Origin of the sequence: Paenibacillus sp. FSL L8-0470, assembly GCF_038008625.1 — a bacterium.
In the GTDB taxonomy this organism is placed as follows: Bacteria; Bacillota; Bacilli; order Paenibacillales; family Paenibacillaceae; genus Paenibacillus_AQ.
Genome location: NZ_JBBOZM010000001.1, coordinates 5,641,968 through 5,667,600 on the forward strand (window position 1 = coordinate 5,641,968; position 25,633 = coordinate 5,667,600).

Annotated in this window: 26 protein-coding genes; 4 read left to right on the forward strand and 22 right to left on the reverse strand. The window is 48.7% G+C overall.

The features are described from left to right. Nucleotides 1-5 precede the first annotated feature (5 nt). The 8 genes from NST99_RS25805 to NST99_RS25840 form a co-directional block, all read right to left on the reverse strand. Nucleotides 6-926 carry an ABC transporter ATP-binding protein gene (locus tag NST99_RS25805; RefSeq protein WP_341095463.1) on the reverse strand — a complete coding sequence of 307 codons (921 nt, stop codon included), beginning with the start codon at nucleotides 924-926 and terminating at the stop codon, nucleotides 6-8. After that, nucleotides 923-1,918, reverse strand: a complete 996-nt coding sequence (locus tag NST99_RS25810; protein ID WP_341095465.1) for an ABC transporter ATP-binding protein — start codon at nucleotides 1,916-1,918, stop codon at nucleotides 923-925. The genes NST99_RS25805 and NST99_RS25810 overlap by 4 nt, the downstream gene beginning before the upstream one ends. 13 nt (nucleotides 1,919-1,931) lie before the next feature. After that, complete coding sequence (locus tag NST99_RS25815; RefSeq protein WP_341095467.1) at nucleotides 1,932-2,879, reverse strand: ABC transporter permease; 948 nt, start codon at nucleotides 2,877-2,879, stop codon at nucleotides 1,932-1,934. A gap of 2 nt (nucleotides 2,880-2,881) precedes the next feature. After that, nucleotides 2,882-3,814 (reverse strand): ABC transporter permease, encoded by a 933-nt coding sequence (locus NST99_RS25820; protein WP_341097757.1) that lies wholly within the window; start codon nucleotides 3,812-3,814, stop codon nucleotides 2,882-2,884. Nucleotides 3,815-4,030: 216 nt separating this feature from the next. Continuing rightward, entirely contained in the window at nucleotides 4,031-5,752 is a 1,722-nt protein-coding gene (locus NST99_RS25825) for a peptide ABC transporter substrate-binding protein (RefSeq protein ID WP_341095468.1), read from the reverse strand. Nucleotides 5,753-5,902: 150 nt separating this feature from the next. After that, on the reverse strand, nucleotides 5,903-6,289 hold the full coding sequence (locus NST99_RS25830) for a DUF3397 domain-containing protein (RefSeq protein ID WP_341095469.1): 387 nt from the start codon (nucleotides 6,287-6,289) through the stop codon (nucleotides 5,903-5,905). A gap of 6 nt (nucleotides 6,290-6,295) precedes the next feature. Beyond that, a complete protein-coding gene (locus tag NST99_RS25835; RefSeq protein ID WP_341095472.1) occupies nucleotides 6,296-7,255 on the reverse strand; it encodes a ketopantoate reductase family protein in 960 nt (319 codons plus the stop codon). 129 nt (nucleotides 7,256-7,384) lie between these two features. Further along, complete coding sequence (locus NST99_RS25840; protein ID WP_341095474.1) at nucleotides 7,385-8,035, reverse strand: RsfA family transcriptional regulator; 651 nt, start codon at nucleotides 8,033-8,035, stop codon at nucleotides 7,385-7,387. Nucleotides 8,036-8,382: 347 nt separating this feature from the next. Here NST99_RS25840 and NST99_RS25845 point away from each other — a divergent pair, with 347 nt between their 5' ends. Together NST99_RS25845 and NST99_RS25850 are read left to right on the forward strand one after the other, a co-directional pair. Continuing rightward, nucleotides 8,383-8,619 (forward strand): DUF2626 domain-containing protein, encoded by a 237-nt coding sequence (locus tag NST99_RS25845; protein ID WP_038595390.1) that lies wholly within the window; start codon nucleotides 8,383-8,385, stop codon nucleotides 8,617-8,619. A 169-nt stretch (nucleotides 8,620-8,788) separates the two neighbouring features. Beyond that, nucleotides 8,789-9,922, forward strand: coding sequence for a coiled-coil domain-containing protein (locus tag NST99_RS25850; protein WP_341095476.1), 1,134 nt, complete (start codon nucleotides 8,789-8,791; stop codon nucleotides 9,920-9,922). Here the strand turns inward: NST99_RS25850 and NST99_RS25855 are convergent. Together NST99_RS25855 and NST99_RS25860 are read right to left on the reverse strand one after the other, a co-directional pair. After that, the gene (locus NST99_RS25855) at nucleotides 9,914-11,146 is read right to left on the reverse strand and encodes a sugar ABC transporter substrate-binding protein (RefSeq protein WP_341095479.1); all 1,233 of its coding nucleotides are present in this window, start codon (nucleotides 11,144-11,146) and stop codon (nucleotides 9,914-9,916) included. The genes NST99_RS25850 and NST99_RS25855 overlap by 9 nt on opposite strands. A gap of 665 nt (nucleotides 11,147-11,811) precedes the next feature. Next, complete coding sequence (locus tag NST99_RS25860) at nucleotides 11,812-13,143, reverse strand: PhoH family protein (RefSeq protein WP_076109033.1); 1,332 nt, start codon at nucleotides 13,141-13,143, stop codon at nucleotides 11,812-11,814. A gap of 105 nt (nucleotides 13,144-13,248) precedes the next feature. Between NST99_RS25860 and NST99_RS25865 the strand changes: the two genes are divergently transcribed. Next, nucleotides 13,249-13,818, forward strand: a complete 570-nt coding sequence (locus NST99_RS25865) for a YhcN/YlaJ family sporulation lipoprotein (protein WP_341095482.1) — start codon at nucleotides 13,249-13,251, stop codon at nucleotides 13,816-13,818. Nucleotides 13,819-13,854: 36 nt separating this feature from the next. Here the strand turns inward: NST99_RS25865 and NST99_RS25870 are convergent, their stop codons facing one another. The 6 genes from NST99_RS25870 to NST99_RS25895 form a co-directional block, all read right to left on the reverse strand. Then, nucleotides 13,855-14,310: a pyridoxamine 5'-phosphate oxidase family protein gene (locus NST99_RS25870; RefSeq protein ID WP_038595395.1), complete on the reverse strand. Its 456-nt coding sequence runs from the start codon at nucleotides 14,308-14,310 to the stop codon at nucleotides 13,855-13,857. 98 nt (nucleotides 14,311-14,408) lie between these two features. Beyond that, a complete protein-coding gene (locus NST99_RS25875) occupies nucleotides 14,409-15,500 on the reverse strand; it encodes an LCP family protein (protein ID WP_341095484.1) in 1,092 nt (363 codons plus the stop codon). Between the two features lie 83 nt (nucleotides 15,501-15,583). Next, nucleotides 15,584-15,880, reverse strand: a complete 297-nt coding sequence (locus tag NST99_RS25880; RefSeq protein WP_341095486.1) for a YlaH-like family protein — start codon at nucleotides 15,878-15,880, stop codon at nucleotides 15,584-15,586. Between the two features lie 245 nt (nucleotides 15,881-16,125). Then, on the reverse strand, nucleotides 16,126-17,970 hold the full coding sequence (gene typA / locus NST99_RS25885) for a translational GTPase TypA (RefSeq protein ID WP_038595399.1): 1,845 nt from the start codon (nucleotides 17,968-17,970) through the stop codon (nucleotides 16,126-16,128). Nucleotides 17,971-18,221: 251 nt separating this feature from the next. Then, nucleotides 18,222-18,734, reverse strand: a complete 513-nt coding sequence (locus NST99_RS25890; protein ID WP_341095488.1) for a hypothetical protein — start codon at nucleotides 18,732-18,734, stop codon at nucleotides 18,222-18,224. Nucleotides 18,735-19,047: 313 nt separating this feature from the next. Further along, complete coding sequence (locus tag NST99_RS25895) at nucleotides 19,048-19,707, reverse strand: TerC family protein (RefSeq protein ID WP_341095490.1); 660 nt, start codon at nucleotides 19,705-19,707, stop codon at nucleotides 19,048-19,050. A 169-nt stretch (nucleotides 19,708-19,876) separates the two neighbouring features. Here NST99_RS25895 and NST99_RS25900 point away from each other — a divergent pair, with 169 nt between their 5' ends. Further along, on the forward strand, nucleotides 19,877-20,572 hold the full coding sequence (locus tag NST99_RS25900; RefSeq protein WP_341095492.1) for a TerC family protein: 696 nt from the start codon (nucleotides 19,877-19,879) through the stop codon (nucleotides 20,570-20,572). A gap of 69 nt (nucleotides 20,573-20,641) precedes the next feature. Here the strand turns inward: NST99_RS25900 and thiI are convergent, their stop codons facing one another. The 6 genes from thiI to NST99_RS25930 all read right to left on the reverse strand — a co-directional run bounded on the left by thiI (nucleotide 20,642) and on the right by NST99_RS25930 (nucleotide 25,552). Then, entirely contained in the window at nucleotides 20,642-21,928 is a 1,287-nt protein-coding gene (gene thiI, locus NST99_RS25905) for a tRNA uracil 4-sulfurtransferase ThiI (RefSeq protein WP_341095493.1), read from the reverse strand. A 3-nt stretch (nucleotides 21,929-21,931) separates the two neighbouring features. Continuing rightward, the gene (locus NST99_RS25910) at nucleotides 21,932-23,083 is read right to left on the reverse strand and encodes a cysteine desulfurase family protein (RefSeq protein WP_341095495.1); all 1,152 of its coding nucleotides are present in this window, start codon (nucleotides 23,081-23,083) and stop codon (nucleotides 21,932-21,934) included. A gap of 126 nt (nucleotides 23,084-23,209) precedes the next feature. Continuing rightward, the gene (locus tag NST99_RS25915) at nucleotides 23,210-23,920 is read right to left on the reverse strand and encodes a lytic transglycosylase domain-containing protein (RefSeq protein ID WP_341095497.1); all 711 of its coding nucleotides are present in this window, start codon (nucleotides 23,918-23,920) and stop codon (nucleotides 23,210-23,212) included. 201 nt (nucleotides 23,921-24,121) lie between these two features. Beyond that, complete coding sequence (locus tag NST99_RS25920) at nucleotides 24,122-24,523, reverse strand: hypothetical protein (protein WP_341095499.1); 402 nt, start codon at nucleotides 24,521-24,523, stop codon at nucleotides 24,122-24,124. Nucleotides 24,524-24,534: 11 nt separating this feature from the next. Then, on the reverse strand, nucleotides 24,535-24,756 hold the full coding sequence (locus NST99_RS25925; protein ID WP_341095501.1) for a DUF1540 domain-containing protein: 222 nt from the start codon (nucleotides 24,754-24,756) through the stop codon (nucleotides 24,535-24,537). Between the two features lie 298 nt (nucleotides 24,757-25,054). Next, nucleotides 25,055-25,552, reverse strand: a complete 498-nt coding sequence (locus tag NST99_RS25930) for a YpuI family protein (RefSeq protein WP_038595408.1) — start codon at nucleotides 25,550-25,552, stop codon at nucleotides 25,055-25,057. Nucleotides 25,553-25,633: the final 81 nt, after the last annotated feature.

The following is a 25,633-nucleotide window of genomic DNA, read 5'->3' on the forward strand; positions in this document are numbered from 1 at the left end:
TTCAGTTATACATATTGCTTGGTAACCCAATGTCCCTTGGAAACTTCAATCAATTCAAAGTCGCTGTCATTGCTCTTCTCGTTAGCCGAGTAAATCGGGCTGCCAAGCTCATCATGCAGATGAATACGCTTCTTGTTGGCTTCAATTTCCGGATCGGGAACTGGAATCGCCGACAGCAGCGATTTCGTATACGGGTGAAGCGGGTTCGCATAAAGCTCTTCACTTTCTGCAAGCTCAACCATTTTACCCAGGTACATTACTGCCACTCGGTCACTGATGTGCTTAACCATGGACAAATCATGCGCGATAAAGAGATAAGTAAGTCCAAGACGGTCCTGCAGTTCTTTGAGCAGGTTGACAACCTGCGCCTGAATGGACACGTCAAGTGCGGAAATCGGCTCATCGCAGACGATGAACTTAGGGTTTACCGCAAGCGAGCGGGCAATCCCGATACGCTGGCGTTGGCCGCCGGAGAATTCATGCGGATAGCGGGTAGCATGGTCATGGTTAAGTCCAACCATATCCAGCAGTTCTTCAATCCGTTTCTTGCGTTCTGCACGGCTTCCGGCCATCCCATGGATGTCCAGTGCTTCCCCGATAATATCGGACACCGTTAGACGCGGGTTAAGTGAAGCATACGGATCCTGAAAAATCATCTGCATGTCACGGCGCAGCGCCTTCATTTTGCCCGCGGATAATTTATAGATATCAGTGCCATTGTACTTTACGCTTCCTGCAGTCGGTTCATACAAACGAAGAACCGTACGGCCGGCAGTAGTCTTTCCGCATCCGGATTCCCCAACCATACCCAGGGTTTCACCTTCGCGGATCGAGAAATTAATATTATCAACAGCCTTAAGAACTTTACCTTTGCCTACATTAAAATATTTCTTAAGACCTTCAACTTCAATCAGGTTCTTACTCAAACGAACTGCACCTCCTTGGCCATCGAATGCAGATTCCAGCAACGCGCCATATGCGTTTCGCTGAACTCTGTTGCACCGGGATCGATTTGTTCGCAGACATGCATTGCTTCACTGCAACGCGCTGTGAACGGACAGCCGATCGGCGGCTTAATCAGATCCGGGGGAGTCCCGATGATCGGAATCAAAGGCTCACCCTTCTTTTGGTCCAGACGCGGCATCGACCGCAGCAACCCCCTGGTATACGGATGCTGCGGATTCTTAAAGATTTCCCATCTGGTACCTGTTTCCACCACTTCACCAGCATACATAACGATGACCCGGTCACACATGCCGGCAACTACGCCGAGATCATGAGTGATCAGGATGATGGAGGTCCCCAGCTTTTGCTGCATCTCTTTCATAACATCCATGATTTGCGCTTGAATGGTAACGTCAAGCGCCGTTGTCGGCTCATCTGCAATCAGCAGAGCCGGGCGGCAGGCCAGTGCAATGGCAATCATTACACGTTGGCGCATCCCGCCGGAGAATTCGTGGGGATATTGGTTAAAGCGAGCCTCCGCATTTTTGATGCCAACTAATTTCAGCATCTCAATACCATGCTTTTTCGCTTCGGCCGCTGACATATTCTGATGTTTGATCAAAACTTCGGTTATCTGTTTGCCCACTTTGATAGTTGGGTTTAAAGAAGTCATCGGGTCTTGAAATATCATGCCAATATCTTTGCCGCGAATACTTTCCATTTGTTTCATGCTTTTGTTCAGCAGATTCTGTCCTTGAAAAATAATCTCGCCCTGTTTCACTTTGGAGGGCGGTGTAGGGATGAGCCGCATAATCGACTGCGCCGTAACGCTCTTACCACTGCCGGATTCACCGACAATGGCTACCGTTTCACCTATGCCTACTTCAAAATTCATACCGCGGACAGCCTGTACTTCTCCGCCTTTTACAAAAAAGGAAACATGCAGATCTTTGACTTGCAGAATGGGTTCCATCAATGTTCACCTCCTATTTCTTCAGCTTAGGATCCAGTGCATCACGGAGTCCATCACCAAAAATATTAAAGGACAGCATGGTCAAGCTGATAACAAGCGCAGGGAAGATCATCCGCCAAGGATAGTACATCCAGCCTGTAAGGGAGTCATTGATCATGGAACCAAGTGAAGCTACCGGTGCCTGTACGCCAAGTCCGAGGAAGCTGAGGAACGCTTCGGAGAAGATTGCGCTTGGTACGGACAACGTTACGGTAACAATAATAGGTCCCATTGCATTTGGAAGCAAATGCTTGAACAGCAGCCGTTTCCAGTCAGCACCCATAGAGCGTGAGGCCAAGATGAATTCACGGTTTTTGAGCTGCATAATTTCGCCGCGTACAATCCAGGACATATTGATCCAGCCCGTAATGGTCAAGGCAAGTATAATCGTCCACAGACTCGGTTCAAATACTACAAGCAGCATAATTACTACGAGCAGATAAGGAATCGAATATAAAATTTCGGAAAACTTGTTCATTACTGTATCGATGCGTCCACCGAAGAATCCCATGACCCCACCGTAAATAACACCAAAGATTAAGTCGATCATCGCAGCGGCAAGGCCGACAATCAGCGAGATCCGGGCACCCATCCAGGTGCGGACAAATACATCGCGTCCAAAATCATCCGTTCCAAACAAGTGATCCAAGGATGGTTTCTTGTTCGTACTCATCAAATCATTCGAATCATAAGTATAAGGAACCAAATGCGGAGCAACGATGGCCATAATGACAATCAAGATCATAATAACCAGCGCAACCATAGCTAATTTGTTCTGGCGCAGACGCTGCCATGCATCCTGCCAAGCGGAAAGGCTTTCGCGCTGAATCACTTCCGCTTCCTTCTCATCAATGCCGATTTTACGGAAATCTTCGGGCTTCAGGTCCACATGTGGAGCAACAGTATTATTATTTGCAGCCAACGTTAATCCTCCTTTCCTCCAGCAAGTTTTATACGTGGGTCAACAGCAACATAAGCGACATCCGTAAGGAAACGTGCGACCATCAAGATTACACCATAGAATATGGTGATACCCATAATAATCGGATAGTCACGTGTATTAATCGCTTGAACGAACTGTTTACCGATACCGCCGATACCGAAGATTTGTTCAATGACAACAGAACCGGTAATAATGTTCGCGGTCATCGGTCCCACATAAGTAATTACCGGCATAATACCGTTGCGCAACACGTGGCGGGATAAAATCGACATCCAGTTGAGGCCCTTCGCCTTTGCTGTCTTGATGTAATCGGCATGAAGCACTTCAAGCATGCTGGAACGTGTAAGACGTGCAATGACTGCAATCGGCGACGCCGTCAGTGCCATAACCGGGAGGAAATAATTCATCGGTCCTTTAAAGCCCATGACAGGGAAAATTTTCCAATGATAAGCCAGCAAATATTGCAGCAATGAAGCCACAACAAAGCTAGGTACCGCAATACCGAGAACAGCCAATATCATTGCGACATTATCGATCAATTTCCGGTGATGCAGAGCCGCAAGCATCCCTAACCCTACACCTATGATAATCGCTACAATAATAGCCACAACCCCAAGCTTCAGCGATGAAGAGAAGGTTTGTGAAATAATATCTGTTACTTCCTGGTTAAGCATTTTCATTGAAATGCCCAGGTCACCTCTAATAATATTCTTCAAATAAATAACGTACTGCTCAAAGACGGGCTTGTCCAAATTATACTGCGCGTATAGACGCTGCAAAATTTGTTCAGGAATTTTCTTTTCTGCTGTGAATGGATCTCCGGGAATCGCCTTCATTAAGAAAAAGGTCGCAGATATCAAGACAAACAGAGAAATAATCATGTGGAGAAATCTGTTGAAAATATAACGAACCATGCCCGCCATCACCTCCTTCGACAATATTTTTACTTACCTATTCTAAGGAAAAAATACTCATTTGTCCATTTAATCAAATTGTTATTTTTTCCAAATAATCTCATTTACTATCCCATACAAAAAAAAGGGATATATATGGAGTTCCACATATATATCCCGAAGTAATATAAAAACCTTCAGATATTATATTACTGTATTTTGTTGCTAGCTTCTCTCTTAGTGTTCGAGCAAGTAAGCGCGGGTCAGGTCGATTGCACCGCTGAAGTCCAGAGTTACACCTTTAAGGTACTCTTTAGTCAACGAGTTATTTGTGTAGTAATAGATCGGAATCAGAAGCATATCATCCATAAGTAATTTTTCTGCAGCAGCAAACTTCTCTTGACGAAGGGCATTGTCTGAAGATTTTTTAGCTTCGTCGATCAGTTTGTCATACGCTGGGTTGGAATAACCAGCATCATTGTTACCGCCGCCAGTTACCCACATATCAAGGTATGTCATTGGATCATTGTAATCCGCGGACCAAGCAGCGCGTGTTACTTGATAGTTCAGGTTCTGTTTATCTTTGAGAAAGACACCCCACTCTTTGTTTTCCAGTTTAACTTCAACGCCGAGGCTCTTTTTCCACATATCCGCAATAGCTACAGCGATTTTCTGGTGGCCTTCACTTGTATTGTAGGAAAGAGTGAAGCTCAGTTTATCCAAGCCTTCTTCTTTCAGACCTTCGGCAAGCAATTTTTTAGCGCCTTCTACATCTTCACTGAAGTATTGGGAATCAGCTACTTGATCACGGTATGCTTTCTCATTGCTTTGGATGCCCGGAGGAACAAAACCAAATGCTGGCAGTTGTCCGCCCAAAGTGATATTATCGATGATTGGCTGACGTTGGATAGCCATAGCCAAGGCTTTACGGATTTTAGCATTTGTAAAAGGTTTTTCAGTTACATTGAACTGGTAGTAGTAAACGCTGGAAATACCTTTTCTTGCAAATTCTTTAGGGAATTCTTTCTCAACGATTGGCAGCTGCTCGGTTGGAATTTCTCCAATCGGACCGCCTGCACGGTCAAGTTCTCCGTTTTTGTAACTCAAGAGTTCAGTTGCACCACTGTTTACAACGGAGAAATTGATGCCTGCTGCTTTAATTTGATCTGCAGCATAGTACGATGGGTTCTTAACTACGGCCAGAGATTGGCCAGTCGTCCACTCCGACAAAGTGAAAGGTCCGTTAGTGATTTGGGTTTCAACCTTAGTTGCCCATTTTGGATCATTTGCAACGGAACTATGCACTGGGTAGTACGTATAGAAAGACAACAGACCCAAGAAATACGGTGTAGGGTTGGCCAGTGTCACTTCAAGTGTTTTATCGTCAACTACTTTAACGCCAACTTGGCTGAAGTCAGTGATTTTGCCTTCATTGAAATCTTTAGCACCTTTGATGTAGTACAGTTGGTAAGCGTAAGGAGCCACTTGTTCTGCATTCGGATCAAGGACACGCTTCCAAGCAAAGGCGAAGTCTTTAGCTGTTACAGGGTCGCCGTTGCTCCATTTTGCATCACGAAGTTTGAACGTATACACCAGGCCGTCAGGGGAGATTTCCCAGGACTCAGCAATACCTTCTTCAGCTTGCCCAGTCTCTGCATTTTGACGAGTAAGTCCTTCATACAGCAATTTCAGGATAGCATTGGATGTGCTGTCTTGAGCTTGTTGCGGGTCAAATGTAGGAGGCTCGGAGCTCAGGTTGATCTTAAGCGTCTGGTCAGCAGCTAACTTCTCATCGCCAGTTGCGTTTCCTGTATTCTTGTTACCTGCATTGTCAGCCGGCGCATTGGTCGGGCTGGCATTTTTGCCATTGTTAGCATTGTTTCCGCCGCAGCCAGCAAGCACTGTGCCGATGACTAAAACTAATGCAATCATGAGCAATAGACTTTTACTCTTCTTCATCTAGCAGTTCCCCCTAAATAGAATGTGGTATATGGTTTATGATTATACAACCAGTGGTCAAAAAAATCTAGAGCAATATTTTCTGAAAACCGATTTTTTTTTAAACTTAAAAGATTTGTGACATTGACGCTTCACCGAAGCAGTGGAACGTTACATCGCTTGTGATATGTATCGAATGAGGCCTACGACCAAAAACAGAATGTAACTAACGGTCATAAAAAAGAAAGAAAGCCGCCATACTGCCCGAAGTAACCGTTTTCCATCCACTTTTCCTTTTAAGCGATTTTGAGCCCCGCCAATCAATCCGGTGGATATTAATACAATAAGTAGTATAAGATAGAAGCCCCAACCCGAATCAAAGATGATATTAAACAAGGCCGATACGGAAAGAAATAAAAATAATGTAGTCACGTCCATTGCCAGCAAAAAAGTGCTTTTCTTTTCTTTTTTGAGGCCTATTCCCGCAAAATAGACGATTAAAAAAGGAACAATCGGAATAACGCTTATAGTAATGAACGAATTCCGCAGAAATTCCAAACAGCCTCACCTCTCCCTCACAAGCATGCCTTCTACCATCCGGCAAATCCAGCGGTGATGTGGAGCATCGATGCCACTCCGCTCCGCCATATCCACAATGCTCCCATTAATCCAGCGTATTTCCGTTGCTCTTGAGGACAACACATCGGCAAGCATTGATGAAATATTGCCGGCTGTTGCCCGGCAAACCTCCATTATGCCTTCCCAGGCGTTACTTTCAAGAGCAATACCGCAGGCTTCATATACGGCAATCGCTTCCTCATACAGTTCCTTCATCAAATGTATGCGCTGCTCGGAAGCGAGCAATTCACCGTTCGGTACGCGCCAGATCGCTGTAAGGGGATTGATCACAGCATTGATTAAAAGCTTCCGGTAAATCATGGTATCCACTTCTTTCGACATAGAGGCGGAGAATCCTGCTGCTGTGAGCGTTTCAATGAAACTAATTAGCGCGGATGGACCATGAGTAGTATTGCTGCCGCCAACCTTCCCTATACATATTTCTCCTCTCCCTGCATGAATAACCTCCGTTAATGTTTTTCTTTTGGCTGCCTCAGTGGTTACCGCTGCCCAAACTGCTGCTTGTGGCAGCAACTCCTGCAGCAGCTCCAAATGGCCGTAGCCATTCTGAAAACACACCGCTTGAATCTTGCTATGCTTTAGTGGAAGCAATATCTGCGGGAATTCATTGTGGAGTGCATTCTGCTTGACCATAATTGCCATGAACTCCCCCGGATCACGCAGATAAACTTCGGCAAAGGTGTTCACAGCTGCTGACCTAAATTTGTCGGGCGGAAGGAAAACCGGGGGTTGGCCATCCTCATAGCTTATTGTAATACCGTTCTCCTCCAGCGCCCTGCCCTGTTCTTCACTTCGGCACCAGATTCTGACCTCGGCTCCGGCGCCGATAAGTTTTCCTGCCAGCAGCAAACCAAGTGATCCCGCGCCAATAATATCAATTTTCACGCCTTGCCTCCGCACCCTTCCAATAATTTCCCTCATTATATCCGCAGGCTTCCGCAAATGCAAAAACAAAAAACCGCAAACACTGTGCCCGAAGGCAGCTCTGTTTGCGGGTCATACCGTTGCATAACTTTATTCCATACGTTCGAGATTGCCGTTGGCATCCATTTTGAACCGCGTCTTCATTTCCTCTTCCTCTTCGTTAAGGAAAGCAAGTCTGCGGGCACGGTCCATAATCTGAATCAGTGCCTTGTAATCATCGTTTACCACGCGGTAATCACTTTGGGCGAGGTTAACTTCCTTCGATAACCGCTCATTTTCCACCCTGAGCTCGGATAATTCATCTTCCTTCTCCCGCAGATCTCTTTCCAGCATCTTCAGCTGGCGTCCCGCCTCGTGAAAGGTTCCTTTCCACTGTCTGAGGAAACGGATAACCGCATCAATGGATAACGAATTTTCGTTCAAACCTTCGCTTCGTCCATATTCTTCTTCAATGTCGCTGAGAATCAGTCCTGCTACCTGTGCTCCCCTGTTCATCGGCTGTTTTTTCAAATAACTCCGCTTCTGGCGTTGGCCTTTGGCGATGCCAATTGCATCCTCATAGCTTTTGCGGACACAACTGTTCCAGCGAAATCCGCATGCCGCCGAGGTCCTTCCGATTTTTTCTCCCACCTCTTCAAAAGCAGCGAGTTGCGTACTGCCTTCCCGGATATGACGCAGCGTTATTTCTGCCAAAACCAAATCATCTTCAGCACTCCAAGCATCTTGTCTAACGGCTGTCATAAAGCCTAACCCTCCTAACAACATCATGAAATAACCATCTTCATAACCGGCAGCTCCGCCGGGTAGTGAATAGGATAAAAGCTGCTTACTCCATTTCTATGCCTCTGATAGAGTTCATAGAATCTATTTGATACTAAATTGTATTTCCATTTTGCTTAAACATCATACGCACATTGCTATAATTTCTGATTTTTCTTACTAAACACATATGTCAATGTCAAAAATCATATTAATTTAAAAAACAAAGGTTTTTTTTCAATGAATTCGTTTACAGTCTTTTGTCCAGGAGGTATAATCAATCCAAAGAAGTCATATTCGGGGACCATTCTAAGAAGGGGGACACTCTCTTGGACCGCATGTTTCGCGTATTGGGGTTTTTCACGCTCGTAATCGGGCTGATGGCTTTTGCCGGGGATTTAACCGAGATGGCCTTACTTTTCTTCTTACAAACCGCCTTTTTTGTAATACTTGGCTATCTGAAGTTTACAGAAAAGACCTACATCATGTTGTTCTGGGGATATATGATTGTTACATTTACCGGCTTCAGCTACTGGACCATCTTTCAGATGGGGTTGCCGCTATAATGGCTATTGGCCAATCAAACGGAAGTCATTCCTTAGAAATAAGGACGGCTTCCTTTTTTGTTTGTCTTTTTTTGTAGGCCGGGAGGCGGAAAACAGGGTATGATATTTTAGCAGGACAAAACATATTAATAGTACATACCTATTCTATTTTGCCAAAGGTGGTGGTGTAGTGCTTTCCCGCAATATTTTAAGCCGAAGGTTCGCCTTCCTGCTCATTCTGCTTCTCTGCACGATGCTGCCGCTGACCTCTGCGGCCTCGCTTTCCATGGGCTCTAGTGCTGCCGCCGTCTCTTCTCCTCCTGATTTTCCCGATAACGAAGAGACCCGCAGGCTGCTGGAGCAGACGTTGTCCTCTGCTGAAATCGAACGTGAGATCCTTAGAATTACCGCGGAGCAAAAGGTTCTCGAGAAGAAGGTTTCACTCCTCAGCAAACAAGCAGCAGAAAAAGAAGCAGCTATCGCAGATCAACAAGAACGTGCCGGGGCTGTCATTCGCTCTTATTATATGGGGGATAGAGATAGTCTGCTGGCTGCTCTGCTCTCCGCTAAAAGTATCAGCCGGATGCTTGCCCTGTACGATTATTACGAGATTATTATTGGGCAGGACCGCGACATCCTGAATCATTATGAAGAGCAATACAAAGATATGAAATCCACGATAACGGCTTCGCTGCGCAGCAGCAAGGAGCTTGAGGAGCTTAAAACGGCTCTTACCGAACAAAAAACGCGGGTGGCCGCGTTAAATGAGGAGATTGAAGGAGGAATCAGCGCCAGCAGCGATCCGGAGAGCATGAGCGCGCTGCTGAACGAATTTACGAGGTATTGGGAGAACATTGGTATTCATGAAGTGAAAACCTATTTTAAGGCTTTGTCATCGGCAATGAATCATCTGCCGCAATTTGTCCAGAGCAAAAGCGGGATGCTGACCCGCAAAGGAATGACCTACACCCTTGCGCTGAAGGAAGAGGATCTTAATACCTTTCTGATTTCACAAAATGAGCTATTTAAGGATTTCGCTTTTCATTTCAACAAGGGTCAGGTGACTGCTTCGGGAACCAGCGGCGGCTTGACGCTTACCCTGACCGGTCATTACACGATTGAAAACGAACCTGTTAACGGGCTAATGTTCCATGTCGACAATGTAGTATTTAACGGCCTGGAGCTGCCTGATTCCACCCGCCAGTCACTGGAGGAAGAATTCGATCTAGGGTTTTATCCCGAGAAAATCGTCTCACTTCTGCATGCGACTGAAGTAGAAAGCAAAGAAGGCGTGCTTTATGTAAAGCTCTCCATCTCATTTTGAGGTTGCTGCCAGTGCTTCCCGGTATCCTGCGGCATCCAGCTTGCCGGTAAGGAGCATTGCCACCGCCGTGGAGAGCTCACTCCAGCCGCCAACCGGTCTTTCCTCAGTGATGGCTTCGTCTGTCAGCAGCACCCGGGAGTCAAAAGGAAGCCTGGCCATCTCCGGAAGTCCCGAACGGTAAAGCTCTTCCAGCGCAGGCAGACGCCCCGTGTTCTCCAGCCATTCCAGCTGCGCGGAGCTGGAGGTAATATAGGCGAGCCATTTCACCGCCGCCTCCGGGTTGCTCGACTCTGCGGGAAGAGCGAAGAAACGGCTGAACATTGCCTCATAGCCTTTACTGCTCCCGCCAGGCAGTGGCACTTCCACAGCCAGCGATGAATTCCCGTGCTTCTGGAATTCAGAGAGCGGAAGTGCAGCTACGGCGACCTTTCCCTCCTGGAGCATATTCCAGAGCTCTTTATTGTACCGGCTGGTCAGATATAAGGAGCTGCGGGCGTTCTGGGTCCACTCCAGCATTGCCGTATTCTCTGAAGTCAGGCTGGCCCCCATACTTTCCAGTACCGCAGAGTAACCATAGGGATTGCGGGTATCCATAGCCAGGATATATTGTTCCTGATCCTGTTCTTCTCTGAAATGCTTCAGCAGCCCGCTCCACTGCTCCAGATTTTTCGGCGCTTCCGAAAGGCCCAATTCGGCAAGGCGCGCCGGAGAATACACCAGTACGTAAGGATCAATATCGAGCGGAACTCCCCAGTCATATCCATTCCACTGCATCTGCGGAATGAGCAGGGTCAGCGGGGCGCTGCCGGGAACGCTCTGGTAGACATCCACCGGTAGCAAATACCCCCGGGTGGCCAGATCGGATATATTGCGGCCATCGGTCATCACAATATCCGGACTGTCTCCTGTAGTCAGGTCCTGCTTCAGAGCTTCAGCCGATTCCTCGCTGTCCACATTGCTCAGCACAACTTCAATCCCGCTCGATAACGTATAGTTTCTGCTGATCCGTTCCAGCTCACGCAGCTCTTCGCTGCTCAGCGAAACACGAATCTGCAGGCTTTGCACATTTCCAGTCTCTCCCGAATCCGGGCGCTCTGATTGATCGAGCGGCAACTTCTGCGGACGGGTGCGTTCGCTGGTGTCCAGCTCCATGCTGGGTGACAAGCTTGTCAGCGCAAGCAGCAGTATTGCAAACAGCAGCCAATAGTTTTTGCGTCTCAGCATTTCTTTTTCCCCTCCGGCCTAAACACTTGTCCCCCTATTTTACCAGATGATTCTTTGATTGTCTGTGTTAGCTGAAAACGTTCTCTTTCTATTATATAGGTGTAACGGCGGAGGCCTCGAGACATTTGCGATATAATGTTACATTACAAGAAAGATCTGGACTTCCGATCGCTGTTATCCTCAGATTTCCTGATTCTATATAAGTTGAACTTTAAATTTACCGATCCGGCATAGAACGCAACTGCGGTGAATGTTTGGACTTTCGGCCGCTGTTGTCTACAGATTTCTTGATTTAACCCGCTATTTGCGGTTGAAATCCGTAGACAAAGGCGGTCGCTATCGCTCCTACAGTTCCAAAATTCCCCTCCGCTGCTTTTGCCTCTAGGTAGTTCTTTTGTTCAACTTATATAGTTCCGCCTGCAGCGGAAGAAATTCGAGGATAAAGGCGAACGCTAGCGCTTCTCCAGTTCCAAACTTTCTCTCCATTCCATTATCGCGTATAAGCTCTGAAACCTCCGCCGTTCCGGGGAGGGGCAGGCAAAAAGCCGAGACATTGATCTCCCGGCTTTACGGCGTTGCTTATCATGATTTGGCTGCGCGGTGCTGGGTATGTTTCGCAGCCTTTTATTGTGTCATTACAGCAGCCGGCTGACAAATGCTGCCGATTACAGTAAATCGGCGGCCAGCTGGGCCAGGCGGGAACGCTCGCCTTTTTCCAGTGTGATATGACCACTGATCCCTTCTTGCTTAAACTTCTCGACAATATAGCTGAGCCCGTTGCTCGCAGCATCGAGATAAGGATGGTCGATCTGCTCCGGGTCGCCCATAAGAATAACCTTGCTGCCTTCCCCGGCTCTGGAGACGATGGTCTTCACCTCGTGGCGGGAAAGGTTCTGAGCTTCATCAATAATGATGAACTGTGAAGGAATAGAACGTCCGCGGATGTAGGTTAGTGCCTCCACCTGGATGCTGCCGAGGCCCATGAGTATTTTATCAATATCCCCGGACTTCTTCGTATCAAACAAAAATTCCAAATTATCATAAATCGGCTGCATCCACGGACGCAGCTTCTCATCCTTCTCCCCGGGCAAATATCCGATATCTTTACCCATCGGCACAACCGGCCGGGCGATGAGCAGCTTCTTGTAGCGGTGTTCATCCTCCACCTTGAACAATCCGGCAGCAAGCGCCAGCAGCGTTTTGCCTGTTCCTGCCTTGCCGGTAATAGTTACCAGCGGGATGTCATCGTTCAACAGCAGCTCCAGCGCCATCCGCTGCTGGGCATTGCGGGCACTGATACCCCACACCGCATCATTGCCCAGATAAAGCGGTTCAAGGCGTGTGGCGTCGCTGTTTACTTTGAGCAGAGCAGATTTGCCGCTGCCGATCTCATCCTTCAGAATTACAAATTCATGCGGGTAGAGCGCATAGGACAGGGGCAGTTGTTTGACGGACAGGAAACGGTGGCTGTAATATTCATCAATCAGCGAAGGATGGACCATCAATGACTGGTAGCCGGTATACAGCTCGTTCAGATCACCTGTACGGTCAGATAAATAATCCTCCGGTGTAATGCCAAGCACATCCGCTTTGATGCGGACAAGTACATCTTTACTTACGAGTACCACAGGACGTGGTTCAGCTTTCTCGTTCTCCTCATGAAGATAATTGAGCGCTACAGCCAATATCCGGTTGTCGTTGGATACCTCACCGAACATTTCCTGTACCTTTACGAAGCTGCGGTGGTTAAGCTCCACCTTCAGCATGCCTCCATGTTCCAGAACTACACCGCTATGCAGGTGGCCCAGTTCCCGGAGTCCGTCTAACAATCGTGACACAGTGCGGGCGTTGCGGCCGATTTCATCGGCATTACGCTTCTTGGAGTCGATCTCTTCCAGAACCACGGCCGGAATGACTACTTCATGCTCCTTGAAAGCAAAGATCGAATTGGGGTCGTGCAAAAGCACGTTGGTGTCTAGTACAAATATCTTTTTCATGCTATCCCCTCCACAGCGCCTGGTTTGATTGATCATACATAACTCTTTTCAGCAAGGGCAAGATAAAGTAAAGAACTGATTTCTGACTGAAAGGAGTAAGCACATATGAGAAAATCAATGTGTCTGTTGCTGGTACTGCTGCTGCTGACAAGCTGCGGTATCGCTAATAAAGAGACATCACCCTCTCCTCAGGATAAACAATCGGCCAAGGCTTTAAGCAGCCAGGGAAACCGCGAGGTGCGTTCATTATCTAATGATGGTAATATGGCCCCTTACGCTGAAGCCGGACAAACTTCTGACGGCAAGGGGGAAAGCGATGTTGCACTCAAGGATCATTTTGAACAGCTGGCCCAAAGAGTTCCAGGCGTCAACGGTGCCCACTGTGTCGTAATGAATAATGTCGCCGTGGTTGGTATTGATGTTGACGGGAAGCTGGAACGTTCGCGTGTCGGAAGCATCAAATATTCGGTGGCTGAAGCCATCCGTAAAGATCCGCGGGGCGTCAAGGCCTTCGTCACTGCCGATATGGATATCTCCAACAGACTGAACGAAATGGGCCGCCATATCTCTAAGGGAAATCCGGTGTCCGGCTTCGCTGCAGAAATGGCGGATATCATCGGCCGCATCATACCGCAGCTGCCAGAGGATACCAAGCCGAAAGGCAACAATCAATAAACTGATTCTTTGGACAAAAAAAGCCTAGTGAGATCCTCACTGGGCTTTTTGCATCGCGGCAAATACTTGGCCGTCCAGCTTCTCAGCCGCACGCGCATCGTATACCTTAGCATATTTTGGAGCGGACTCCAGCTGCGCGCCATAGAACAGCGCGTTGCGAACCGCTTCAATTTCAACATCAAAACAGCACATCTTGAAGGGAACATCCGGCAGCGGATCCTGCCTCACAACAGCACGCCCATTAATGGCATGAACGGTGCCCTCGCCAAAAACTGTTACGGTTACCATTGGATTCACCTTCATGTTGTTCACAAGTCTGGAGCGGTGGTCTACCGCCAGACGCACGATAGAAGGGCTCACTGCATAAATCCAGGAAATCGCCGTAGACGTAGGGCCTCCGGATTCCGCATCAACAGTGTTAAGTAGGACAAACGTTTCCGACTGCAGCATCGATAGCAAGGTTTCATTGAGCTGAGCAACGGCTTCGGACATAAGTACAGGCCCCCTATGCGGCAAATGTGCGTTCACTTTATTATATTATAGCACACGCCCAAACTTGCATTCAATTTAGAGTTGCTTCCAGACCTTGGTTAAGGAGCAGTAGACTCTGAGGCAGCAGAGGAAACCCCGGCAATCCGGTCCTGAAGGCTCTTCTTTGCCGCTTCAAGCTCTTTATCGTTAATATATACATACGGGCTGCGCCAGGTTCCGGTCACCGGCACAAATTCAATATTCTCTTTAGATATTTTCCAATAGGTAGAAATCATGCTTTTGATCTGTGCGTTCTCAATGTCACTATGCATATTGTCGCCCACAGCGTCAAAAACCTTGCCTATTTTGAGCACTCCTCCAATGGACTGCATTCGTCCAACCAGTCCGTTCAATACCTCGTTCTGGCGTTTATTGCGGTCAAAGTCATCGGAAGCCTGGGTCCTTGGACTACAGTTGGACTTGCGGTAACGCACATAATCGAGCGCCTCATCCCCATCCAGCTTGGCCGGGCCTTTCTTCAGATTAATATCTGTTCCGTCCACACTGTCCGTATAGCACATGTCGGCACTGATGTTGACATCCACTCCGTCAAACTCGTCCACAATATCACGGAAGCCTTGAAAATCGAGTACGGTGACATAATCGACATCGATGTCCAGATATTTGCCCATCATCGTCTTCATCTCATCCTCAGCTAGAATGCCTGAGGTTTTCTCCTTGCTCTTGAAGCGGGGGTAAAACGCATTGATCTTGGTCTTCTTATAACCGCTTAGCTCGACGTAAGTATCCCGCGGAAGCGAGACAACCGTCGCCGAATGCGTCTTAGGATTCAGTGCAGCAACCATAATAACATCCGTGAGATTAGACGGATGCTTCGGGCGGTTGTCGGTTCCCAGCAACAGCATAGTCAGCGGCTTAGACGAAGCAAGCTGGCTGTCCTGAACGGGCTGGTCCACTCCAAATCCTCCCTGCTCGAACTTATAGTACAGAAACCCTACGTAGCCCAGCACTCCCAGAATCGCAACTAAAAGGATAATTAATAGCATTTTTCCCAAACGGGCTGCAAATCCCCGTTTCTTCACTTTTTTCTTGCCCTGCTTCCCAGGAGCAGCCTTAACCTGCTGCCCTCTGCCCGTTTGTTGGGGTCCAGCGGGTCTTCTTGGAGGTAAATTTCCCTTGCTTGTACTCATAATAGAATAAGGTCCTTTTCATTTCGCATAGATTAGGTTGATTTATACTTACTATAGACGATTTCAAACGATAAAAGTTGCGTTTATTGTCTTTTGGCTGCTGCTGCAGCCTTGCGCTTCTGCCGGGCCTCTACAAAATAACGGACCCGCACGAGCAGCATAAGTCCTACAGCCACCAGCAGGCACTGAATGATAGGCAACTTGTCGTGCTGAAAAATCAGCAGCATGCCTGAACCAAGTGCCATCATCAGATAGAGCACGATTTCTTTGCCGATGGGGAGCTTCTGATTCACGCGGAATACACGGTTATACACATAAGTCAGCAATATAAAAATGACAATATAGGCCACAATAGGATGCTCCGCAAACCAGCTCTGCACAGCCCACCACTCCTCCCAAGGTATGTATCGCTTACATTATATCATCCCCGGGAGCTTTAATCCGCAAATAATCCCTGCAATTTAAAAGATCGCCTCACAAGTGGAAACGGCTTCACCGTCCTCATAAGGACGGTACCCGTTTCAGCGAGAAATAGAAAGATAATTTATAGTGTGAAGCATATAAATTATCTTTAAACAAATACAAGCCGCCGGATTCAACATCCGGCGGCTTGTTCTATATCAGCTTAGGCCTGGCTGGCTTGTGCTGACTTACGCTGCTTTTCTACACGTTCACGCTCGCCCTTGTTCAGGATCTTCTTGCGAAGACGAACGGATTTCGGGGTGATTTCACAATATTCGTCATCGTTCAGATACTCAAGCGCACCTTCCAGAGAGAACATCCGTGGGGTCTTCATTTTTACCGTTTCATCCTTTGTAGCGGAACGCACGTTGGTCAGTGCTTTTTCCTTACAGATGTTAACGATAATATCGTTATCACGGGTATGCTCACCGACGATCATACCTTCGTAGATTTCTGTTCCTGGCTCAAGGAATAGAATACCGCGGTCTTCTACGCCCATCATACCGTAGAACGTTGTACTTCCGGTCTCACTGGACACCAGCACGCCCTGATGACGTCCGCCAACCTGGCCGCCGATCAGAGGAGCATAGCTGTCAAAGGCATGGTTCATTACACCATAGCCGCGTGTCAGCGTCAGGAAGTGTGTATTGTAGCCAATCAGGCCGCGTGCAGGAATCAGGAATTCCAGACGAACTTGACCAGTACCGTGGTTAATCATGTTGACCATTTCAGCTTTGCGGCTGCCCAGGCTCTCCATTACGGCGCCCATGCTTTCTTCAGGAACGTCAATCATCAGACGTTCAAGCGGCTCCATCTTGGCTCCGTCGATTTCTTTGACGATAACCTCAGGCTTGGAAACCTGCATTTCATAACCTTCCCGGCGCATATTCTCGATCAGGATACCGAGGTGAAGCTCACCGCGTCCGGATACGATAAAGGCGTCAGGAGAATCTGTTTCATCCACACGCAAGCTGACATCTGTTTCGAGCTCTTTGAACAGACGCTCGCGCAGCTTACGGGAAGTTACCCATTTGCCTTCTTTACCGGCAAACGGACTGTTGTTCACGAGGAACGTCATTTGCATCGTAGGCTCATCGATCTTCAGGACCGGAAGGGCTTCAGGATGCTGCGGATCAGCAATCGTCTCACCGATGTTGATATCCTTAATGCCGGCGATAGCAACGATATCGCCTGCGCCCGCTTCTTCAGTTTCTACGCGTTTGAGGCCCTGGAAGCCGAACAGCTTCTCGATCCGTGCCGTCTTGCTTTTACCGTCACGCATAATAACAGTTACGGATTGGCCTTGCTTGATAACACCGCGGTTTACACGTCCGATGGCAATACGGCCAAGGTATTCATTGTAATCCATCAGCGTAACAAGGAACTGCAGAGGTTCTTCAACCTTTTCGGTCGGAGCCGGGATATGCTCAACAATCGTTTCATACAAAGCAAGCATGTTGTCATCCTGTTTCTCAGTATCCATGCTCGATGTGCCGTTTAGTGCGGATGCATAAACTACCGGGAATTCCAGCTGATCGTCACTGGCTTCAAGCTCAATGAACAGATCCAGCACTTCATCAATAACTTCCTTCGGACGTGCAGCCGGACGGTCAATCTTGTTCACTACAACGATTGGTGTCAGGTGCTGTTCCAGCGCTTTGCGCAGAACGAATTTCGTTTGCGGCATGCAGCCTTCATAGGCGTCAACAACAAGCAGTACACCATCAACCATCTTCATGATCCGTTCAACTTCGCCGCCGAAGTCAGCATGGCCCGGGGTATCTACAATGTTGATCAAGAACTCTTTATAGGTAATTGCTGTATTTTTGGCTAGGATAGTGATTCCGCGTTCCCGCTCCAGGTCGTTCGAGTCCATGGCACGTTCTTGCAGGTGCTCATGCGCGCTAAAAATTCCTGATTGCTGCAAAAGCTGATCGACAAGTGTTGTTTTACCATGGTCAACGTGGGCAATGATCGCAATGTTGCGAATATCTTTTCTTGAATGCATGATTTGTATCCAAATCCTCTCATTTATCAAATTAAAAATGTTTAAATTTATAGCATGTCACGGCAGTCTCACAAAAGAAGCGCCTGGCAGAAAGCCGACGCTCCAACATTCCTTAATATTATAGTGAAAGCACTATGAAAAGCAAGTCTTTTTCTGAAAAAACGATTTCCAACTTCGTTTAATTTTTCTAATTTCGAGTCAGATCCTTTTTTCCTTGAGAAGATCCACAAATTTCACAGCTGCCGGTTCACTCACCAGCCCCCGTTCCACTTCTTGCGGCTTCGCGGTTTTCCGCGCCCGGCCATCAGCCAAATCCCTGCAGCAATCAGTACCGCACCTAATAAATACAACGCTCCTGTGCCCAGCAGACTGAAGATAAACAGTACCAGGCTCAGTGCTCCCAGTATGACAGACGTAGTCATCAGACCGCCGGTCCGCGCAGAAGAATACAGCGAATATTCATACAGCCCGACAGCGATGCCTAACAGCAGCAGCGGCCACAGATGAGTCATAAGCCCCCAGCCCCAGGTATTGCATAACCCGAGCAGCAAGCCATATACAGTCAATATTCCGGCCGGAATCAACACGGCTGCCGAAGCGCGGCGGCTGAAGAAGAGCACATGCAGGAACAGGCCTGGAACCAGTATCACGAGTGGCCATAAGGCCCGCCCGAGAAACCCGAACACCCCCAGCTTTCCGAATAGAATCACAATGCCGGCGGCGGCAATAAAAATACCCAGTTTCATGTCGTTTTTGGAAGACATCAATCACCCATCCCTTCAAATTCACGGTCTATTCCTTGCCTCGTCACTTCGAAAGTTCATTCCTGCGACAGGATTCCCTTTATATTTTATCTGAAAAATAAATAAAACACCATCATTCATCATATTTTAGGAGATGACAAGTGGAAACGGCTTCACGGTCCTCAAAAGGACGTTATCCGTTTCAGCGAGAAATAGAAGGATAATTTATAGCGTGAAGCATATAAATCCTTATATTTTGAAAAAGCAGCTCAGTCTAAAGAGGCTGCGCCCCAGCTTATCCAGCTTTTGGCACAGCCTCTAGTATTGCCGCTTCTTAACCTGCGGATACGGTCCTCCGCTTAATCATGCCGGACAGGACAACGATAACACCAAGTGCAAGCGGTAAAATGGAGTGTAAAGACGGCAGCATAAAGGAAAGCACCGCACCAAACTTGGCATCCTGCAGCAGCATTTCTCCAGCAGTATGGGCGAGTATGTAGGCGCCGATGAAGACAAGCACAGGAAACCGGTGCAGCCAGCCGACGATAATACCGCTTCCCCAGACGACGATCGGAATGCTTAACGCGATCCCGATAACGATTATGGCCAAATCACCTTTGGCTACTCCCGCAATCGCCAGCACATTGTCGAGACTCATGATAAAGTCCGCCAACAGAATGGTGCGGATGGACCTCCACACGGTAGAGCTTTCCTCCACCCTAACCTCCTCTTCTTCCTCCAGCAGCAGCTTGAAGGCAATCCATAGCAGCAGAATGCCTCCGCCCGCTTCAATATAGGGGATTTTCAGCAGCAGCACTGCCGCAAACGTCAGCACACACCGAAGAATGACAGCGCCCGCAGCCCCCCACCAGACAGCAGTTTTGCGGTTCTTCTCCGGGAGATTTTTGCTGGCCATCGCTATGACCATCGCGTTATCTCCGCTCAGCACAAGATTGATCATCAATATTTCCCCAAGCAGCAACAAGGAATCCATTAGCTTTTACCTCCCCGGACTACATGTAATTACATGTATGTGGAATGGCGACAAGCTATGCTTCCTGTCCAACTTTTTTCCCGGCTGATGCATGTCCGGCCCTTTTTTAGCGTATACAAAACTATACCTATCTAATGCTCTGACCAACAAACTATGGGAGTGACCCGGCTTGAATACAACTGTTACCGATTTTATATTGCCCTTGCTGAATATCGTCTTTCTTGATTTGATTCTGGCGGGGGACAACGCTATTGTCATCGGGCTTGCTGCACGAAATTTACCGGCAGGCACCCAGAAAAAGGCTATTCTGCTTGGAACGGGCGGAGCCGTTGTGCTGCGGATCATCGCTACCATACTGGTTGTCTGGCTGCTGAAAGTCCCTTGGCTGCTGCTGTTCGGTGGGCTGCTGCTGATCCTGATTGCTTACAAGCTGCTCAGCGGGGAAAATAACGATGCGGATATCAAGGCCGGAGGCACACTGTGGGCGGCTGTGCGGACAATTATTGTTGCCGACGCGGCCATGGGTCTGGACAATGTCATCGCCATTGCCGGAGCAGCCAATCACAATATCACGCTGGTTGTGGTAGGACTGCTTATCAGTGTTCCCATTGTGGTCTGGGGCAGTACGCTTTTTATTAAGCTGATTAACCGGTATCCCTGGATTATTTACATCGGTTCCGCAGTGCTGGGGTACACCGCCTCCACCATGATTACCGGTGAACAGAAGCTCCAGCCTTTTTTTGAGCAGCACCCGCTGCTGCATGTTCTCTTCATCATCCTTGTGATTGCAGGCATACTGGCTGCAGGGCACTGGAAACGGCGGCTGGAGCATAAAAAGATCCCGCATAGCGGGACCTCGGGGTAAGATATACCGTTTCATCAACAAAAAAAGGGGGCCGAAATCTGTCAACGGTTTCGGCCCCCTGTTATTGTGTTAGAACCACTCTTCCTGCAGCCCGGCTTGCGCCGGAACTACATCGCTTGGTTTCTCATCCCCGTAAGGCGTAATGGAAATCGTCTCTGTCCCCGCGACAGCAGCATCCAGCCGTTCGGCATATCCGGGCAACGTCGCTTCAATCTTGTCCACAATCCGCAGATTCGGGTTAGTCGTAGGTGATTTAGGCACAAATAACGTGCAGCAATCCTCGTAAGGCAGGATAGATAAATCATACGTGCCGATCATTTGCGAAAGCTCCACAATCTCGCTTTTGTCCATCATGACCAGCGGCCGCAGCAGCGGCAGTGTTGTAGCGCGGCCGATGACATTCATGCTGGACAACGTCTGGCTGGCCACCTGCCCCAGACTCTCCCCGGTAACAAGTGCAAGTGCCCCTTCCCGTTCAGCCAGCCGGGTGGTAATCTTCAGCATCGCCCGCCTCATCAGCGTAATGATCAGGTTATCCTGGCCAATCCCCGTAAAAGCGGTCTGCACCTCCGTAAACGGAATGAGATGCAGCTTAATCACCCCGGCATAACGAGACAGTACCCGCGCAAGATCCACGACCTTCTGGCGGGCAAGCTCGCTTGTATAAGGATAACTGTAGAAGTGGACACACTCCACTTCCAAACCGCGGCGCATCGAAGACCAGCCTGCCACAGGACTATCAATACCGCCGGACAGGAGGAGCATAGCCTTTCCGTTGGTTCCCAGCGGAAACCCTCCGACCCCGGGGATATTCTCACAAAAAATATAAGTATGCCCCTCACGGATTTCGATCTTGAGCTCCATCTGCGGTGATTTCACATCCACGATCAGGTCGGGGTAGCCTTGCAGCAGCGGAGTTGAGATCAGCTTATTCATCTCGATGGAGCCATGCGGGAACTCCTTCCATACCCGGCGCGCGTTGACCTTAAAGGTAGTACCCGGGGCTGGAGCGATAATCTTCAGGAATGTCCGGCTGGCGGACAGGATATCGTCAAACTCCGATAAAGAGACCTTGACCGGACTAATAGAGGCGATGCCGAATACATTCTTCAGCGACGCCGCCAATTCGCCGGCCGGCTCACCGTTCAACTGCACATAAATCCGTCCGAATTCCTTGCTCAGCACCACTTTGGGATACGGCTTGACCATCTCCCTCACATGGCTCAGCACCGTCTTCTCGAACCGGGCCCGGTTCTTGCCCTTCAGTGTAAATTCCCCGAACCTCAGTATAAGCATATCTGCATATTCAATACTGCTTCCGCCGCCTATGGCAGTTCCAGTTTCCTGCTCTTTCATCGGTTATCTCATGCCTCCTTCAACAATCTTCAAAGACTGTACAGCCTTAAGCAGCGCCTGCTCCAGCAGGGCAATATCAGCTTCCGTATGGCTGTCGCCAAGGCTAATGCGGATTCCGCCAAGTGCCGTAGAAACATCCCTGCCCATGGACAGCAGAATCCGGCTCGGCTCGGCCAGCCGCGAGGAGCAGGCCGAACGGGTGGATACGACCATCCCCAGTTCCTCCAGCTTGCGGGCCAGCACTTCCCCCTTCATACCGGGATAAGAGAAATGGACAATATGCGGAGCTCCGTCCTCCCTGCTGTTGACCTTCAGTTCCGGGATGCCGGCCACAAACTTCAACAGCCGGTTGCGCAGCGGAATCATCACGTTGTTAACCTGTTCCCTCCGCTCGCCGCTCATGCGGATGGCTTTGGCGGAAGCCACAACCGCCGGCACATTTTCTGTGCCGGCGCGGAGTCCGTTTTCCTGGGAGCCGCCAGTCAGCAACGGGAATAGCGTAACCCCTTCTCTTACAAACAGCAGCCCTACCCCGCGCGGGCCGCGGATTTTGTGGGGGGATAAGCTGTACAGGTCAGCCTGCCATTCACCAAGTCTTGGCTCAAACCCGCTGTAGCCCTGCACTCCGTCCACATGAAACAGCGTCCGGTGGTTGGCAGCCTTCACCAGCCGCCCGATCTCCAGCAGCGGCTGCACTGTTCCAACCTCATTATTGACATGCATCACGCTGACAAGTACAGTATCCCGGCGCACCGCAGCGGCAATACGGGAGGGCTCAACTATTCCTGAGCTGTCTGGTGCTACAAAGGTGATCTCCCAGCCCATGTTTTGCAGCTGCAGGCAGCTCTCATAGACCGAAGGATGCTCTATTTCCGTAGTCACGATATGGCGTCCCCTGCTCTGATACTGAAGAGCAGCACCTTTAACCGCGAGGTTGTTGCTTTCGGTAGCGCCGGAGGTGAACAGAATCTCCTGCGGCTTCACTCCGAGCGCGGCTGCGCAGACTTCCCTTGAACGTTTGATAAGCCGGTCCGCTTCCGTACCTGCACGGTGCAGCGACGAGGGATTCGCATAATGCTGCTTCATAATCTGCTCCATCGTCTGCACTACTTCTTCATAAGGGGGTGCGGCAGCGGCATAATCCCAGTACAGCATATATCGGGTCTCTCCTTTGCTTCTGTGCTGATCATGCGCGAGAATATAGAATAACTGATCCGGAAAAAAGGATCAAACGGGTCCCGCCACCAGAGTGGTCCAGACGACACCATTTGATCCTTTTTATTATACTGCGTATTCAGCGCGGGCGCGTTCTATTTTGAGAATATAGTCCTGGGTTTCTTTCGGAAGCTGGGAAAGCTTCTCCATCAGCTCCTGGTCACTGTTGACTCCGAGCTTGTTTACCCGTCCGGGCCCGGCATTATAAGCGGCAAGCGCCATCTTCTCCTGCCCGTCAAAACGCTTCAGCTGATACGATAAATAACGTACCCCGCCGTCAATGCTCTGAGCCGGATCGAAGGGGTCGGAAACGCCGAGGCCATTCGCCGTGCCATCCATCAGCTGCATCAATCCCTTCGCTCCCGCCGAAGAAACGACATTCGGGTTGAACGAGGATTCCGTATCGATTACTGCCTTGATCAAATCTACCGGCACACCATACTTCGTACTGGCCGTCTGAATCAGCTCTTCATAATCGGTGGGCCTGGTTTCCGTTATTTCCCCAGAAATTGCGTCATATGAATCGCTTGTCCCTCCAAGCTGCTGCCACAGCAGACCGCTTAAGGAGGAGTTGTCGCCAAGGGAATTCAGTGCAGTGGCGCTGTCCCTATCCCCCGGCTGCAACGTCCGCTCCTGCAGCAAAGCGGAAAACTCCGCTGACGTTGAACCCGATACTTCACTGGGATTTTTCCCTGTTTCACTTTTGAGGCTCGAACTTCTTAAGTTCACCCATCTTAGTTGCCCAACTCCGCTCCCTGAAGCCGGATTGATCGCCATATTGCACTGTCCTTTCCTTCTGCTGATCCTCTATATAAAATTCCTTACCTTAAGAAACTCAATTTAAATTTAAAATACGACTTTATTTTACAGTCGATTTATAATAATTGCTATATGCTGACATGAAAAAACAGACTTCAGACCCTTATAGTTAGGTCTAAAAGCCTGTTTTGATTTCATTGCTTCCGGTTTCTTCTTAGGTTAGCGGGCAAATGGTATCATGACAAAATAGCTGAGCGTAGATACAATCCCCAGTCCCATTGCCCATGCGCCTGTAGTTTTTTGCCCTTTGGCGTAAGCATAGTACCCAAGTATGGCAGCTACGGGACCCAGAATAACCGACCAGATGAACAAGGAGGCAATCCCGAAGCCCAGCCCGACCCTCCCCAGCCCCTTGCTGCCGGTCTCTGTCTCACTGCGCTCCTTGGATTCGGCTGTTTTGCCGCCTGTGCTGTGAATATGTGCCGGAAGCGGGCTTATCTCCGCGGCATACTCTTCATTGTGGGCCCGGTCCCGCCGGGGATAATCCACTCTCCGCGGGCGCAGGATGATTTTTTTCCTTTCGGACGGGTCAAGTTTGGATTTATCACTGTGTTTGTCCATTTTCAGGCCTCCTAGTTGTTAGGCTTGAAGGTCAGACAGCAGGTCGCGGACGAAGTTGCGGCATGATCATGATGATTGTTAGCTATCATCTCTTCGGCATATTCTTCCTTGAACCGGCTGCCTACATGCTTGTCAATTTCAATAACGATCTCCTCGGCCCGGCATAAGTTCTGTTCACCCCAATAATGACAGTTGCTCACACTACATCTTACAAGCGGTTTTGTGGTTGTCATGTGATCACCTCAGGAATCATTATGTCCGTGGAATTTCATCTCTATGCGGTAGATGAGGTGCCAGTCCCCACCACAATACCCACAAAAACACTCTGTCCCCACGCTTTGCAGAAAGCTTAATCAATCAAGTGGAAACGGCTTCGCCGTCCTTTTTAAGGACGGTACCGTTTCAGCGAGAAATAGAAGGATAATTTATCGTGTGAAACATATAAATGCTTATATTTACAAAAAAGACCGTTCCGCCATGTGTTCATGACAGAAACGATCCTTTGAATTTCGCGAAATATGACATAAGATGTTAAACCTGGTTTTGCATACGCTTTTCAGTTAAATAATCATTCTCATAATAATTGAGGTCATCGCGCAGCTCTTCATAGACTTTGGTAATCTCCATAATAATATCACGGGCCGGGCGAACAGGCTTTTTGCGGAAACGGATGGCATCCTGGCCTGTGTAGGCGTAACGGCCGTCCTCGGAGTAACTTTCATTCTTTGGATAAAAGAAATTGTTGACTCCATAATGATATACATTATATAGCGCTTTTTGCGCGAATGCTTCGTCAAATGTGGCGCGGCGCAGGGCAACTCCCAGCTTCTCATAAGACATTTCCGAGAATACCAGCAGGTGGCGGAGATCGGACAGGAAACCTTGATAAAAAGCTACCGTTTCTTCATCTTCTTCGGTTACTAGCTGAGGCAGGGCATGGTTGTTGAGGAATAATTCCATTTTACCGATCACGGATTTAAGTTTTTCTCTCGTCGTTTCACACAATTTCTGCACATTGGCTGCTGACATGGCGAGTGCTCCCCCTTATTAGTCCTTGCTTCTTGTAGTCATTTTCAACTTCTGGTAGTCATTCTCAATAGGTATTGCTTA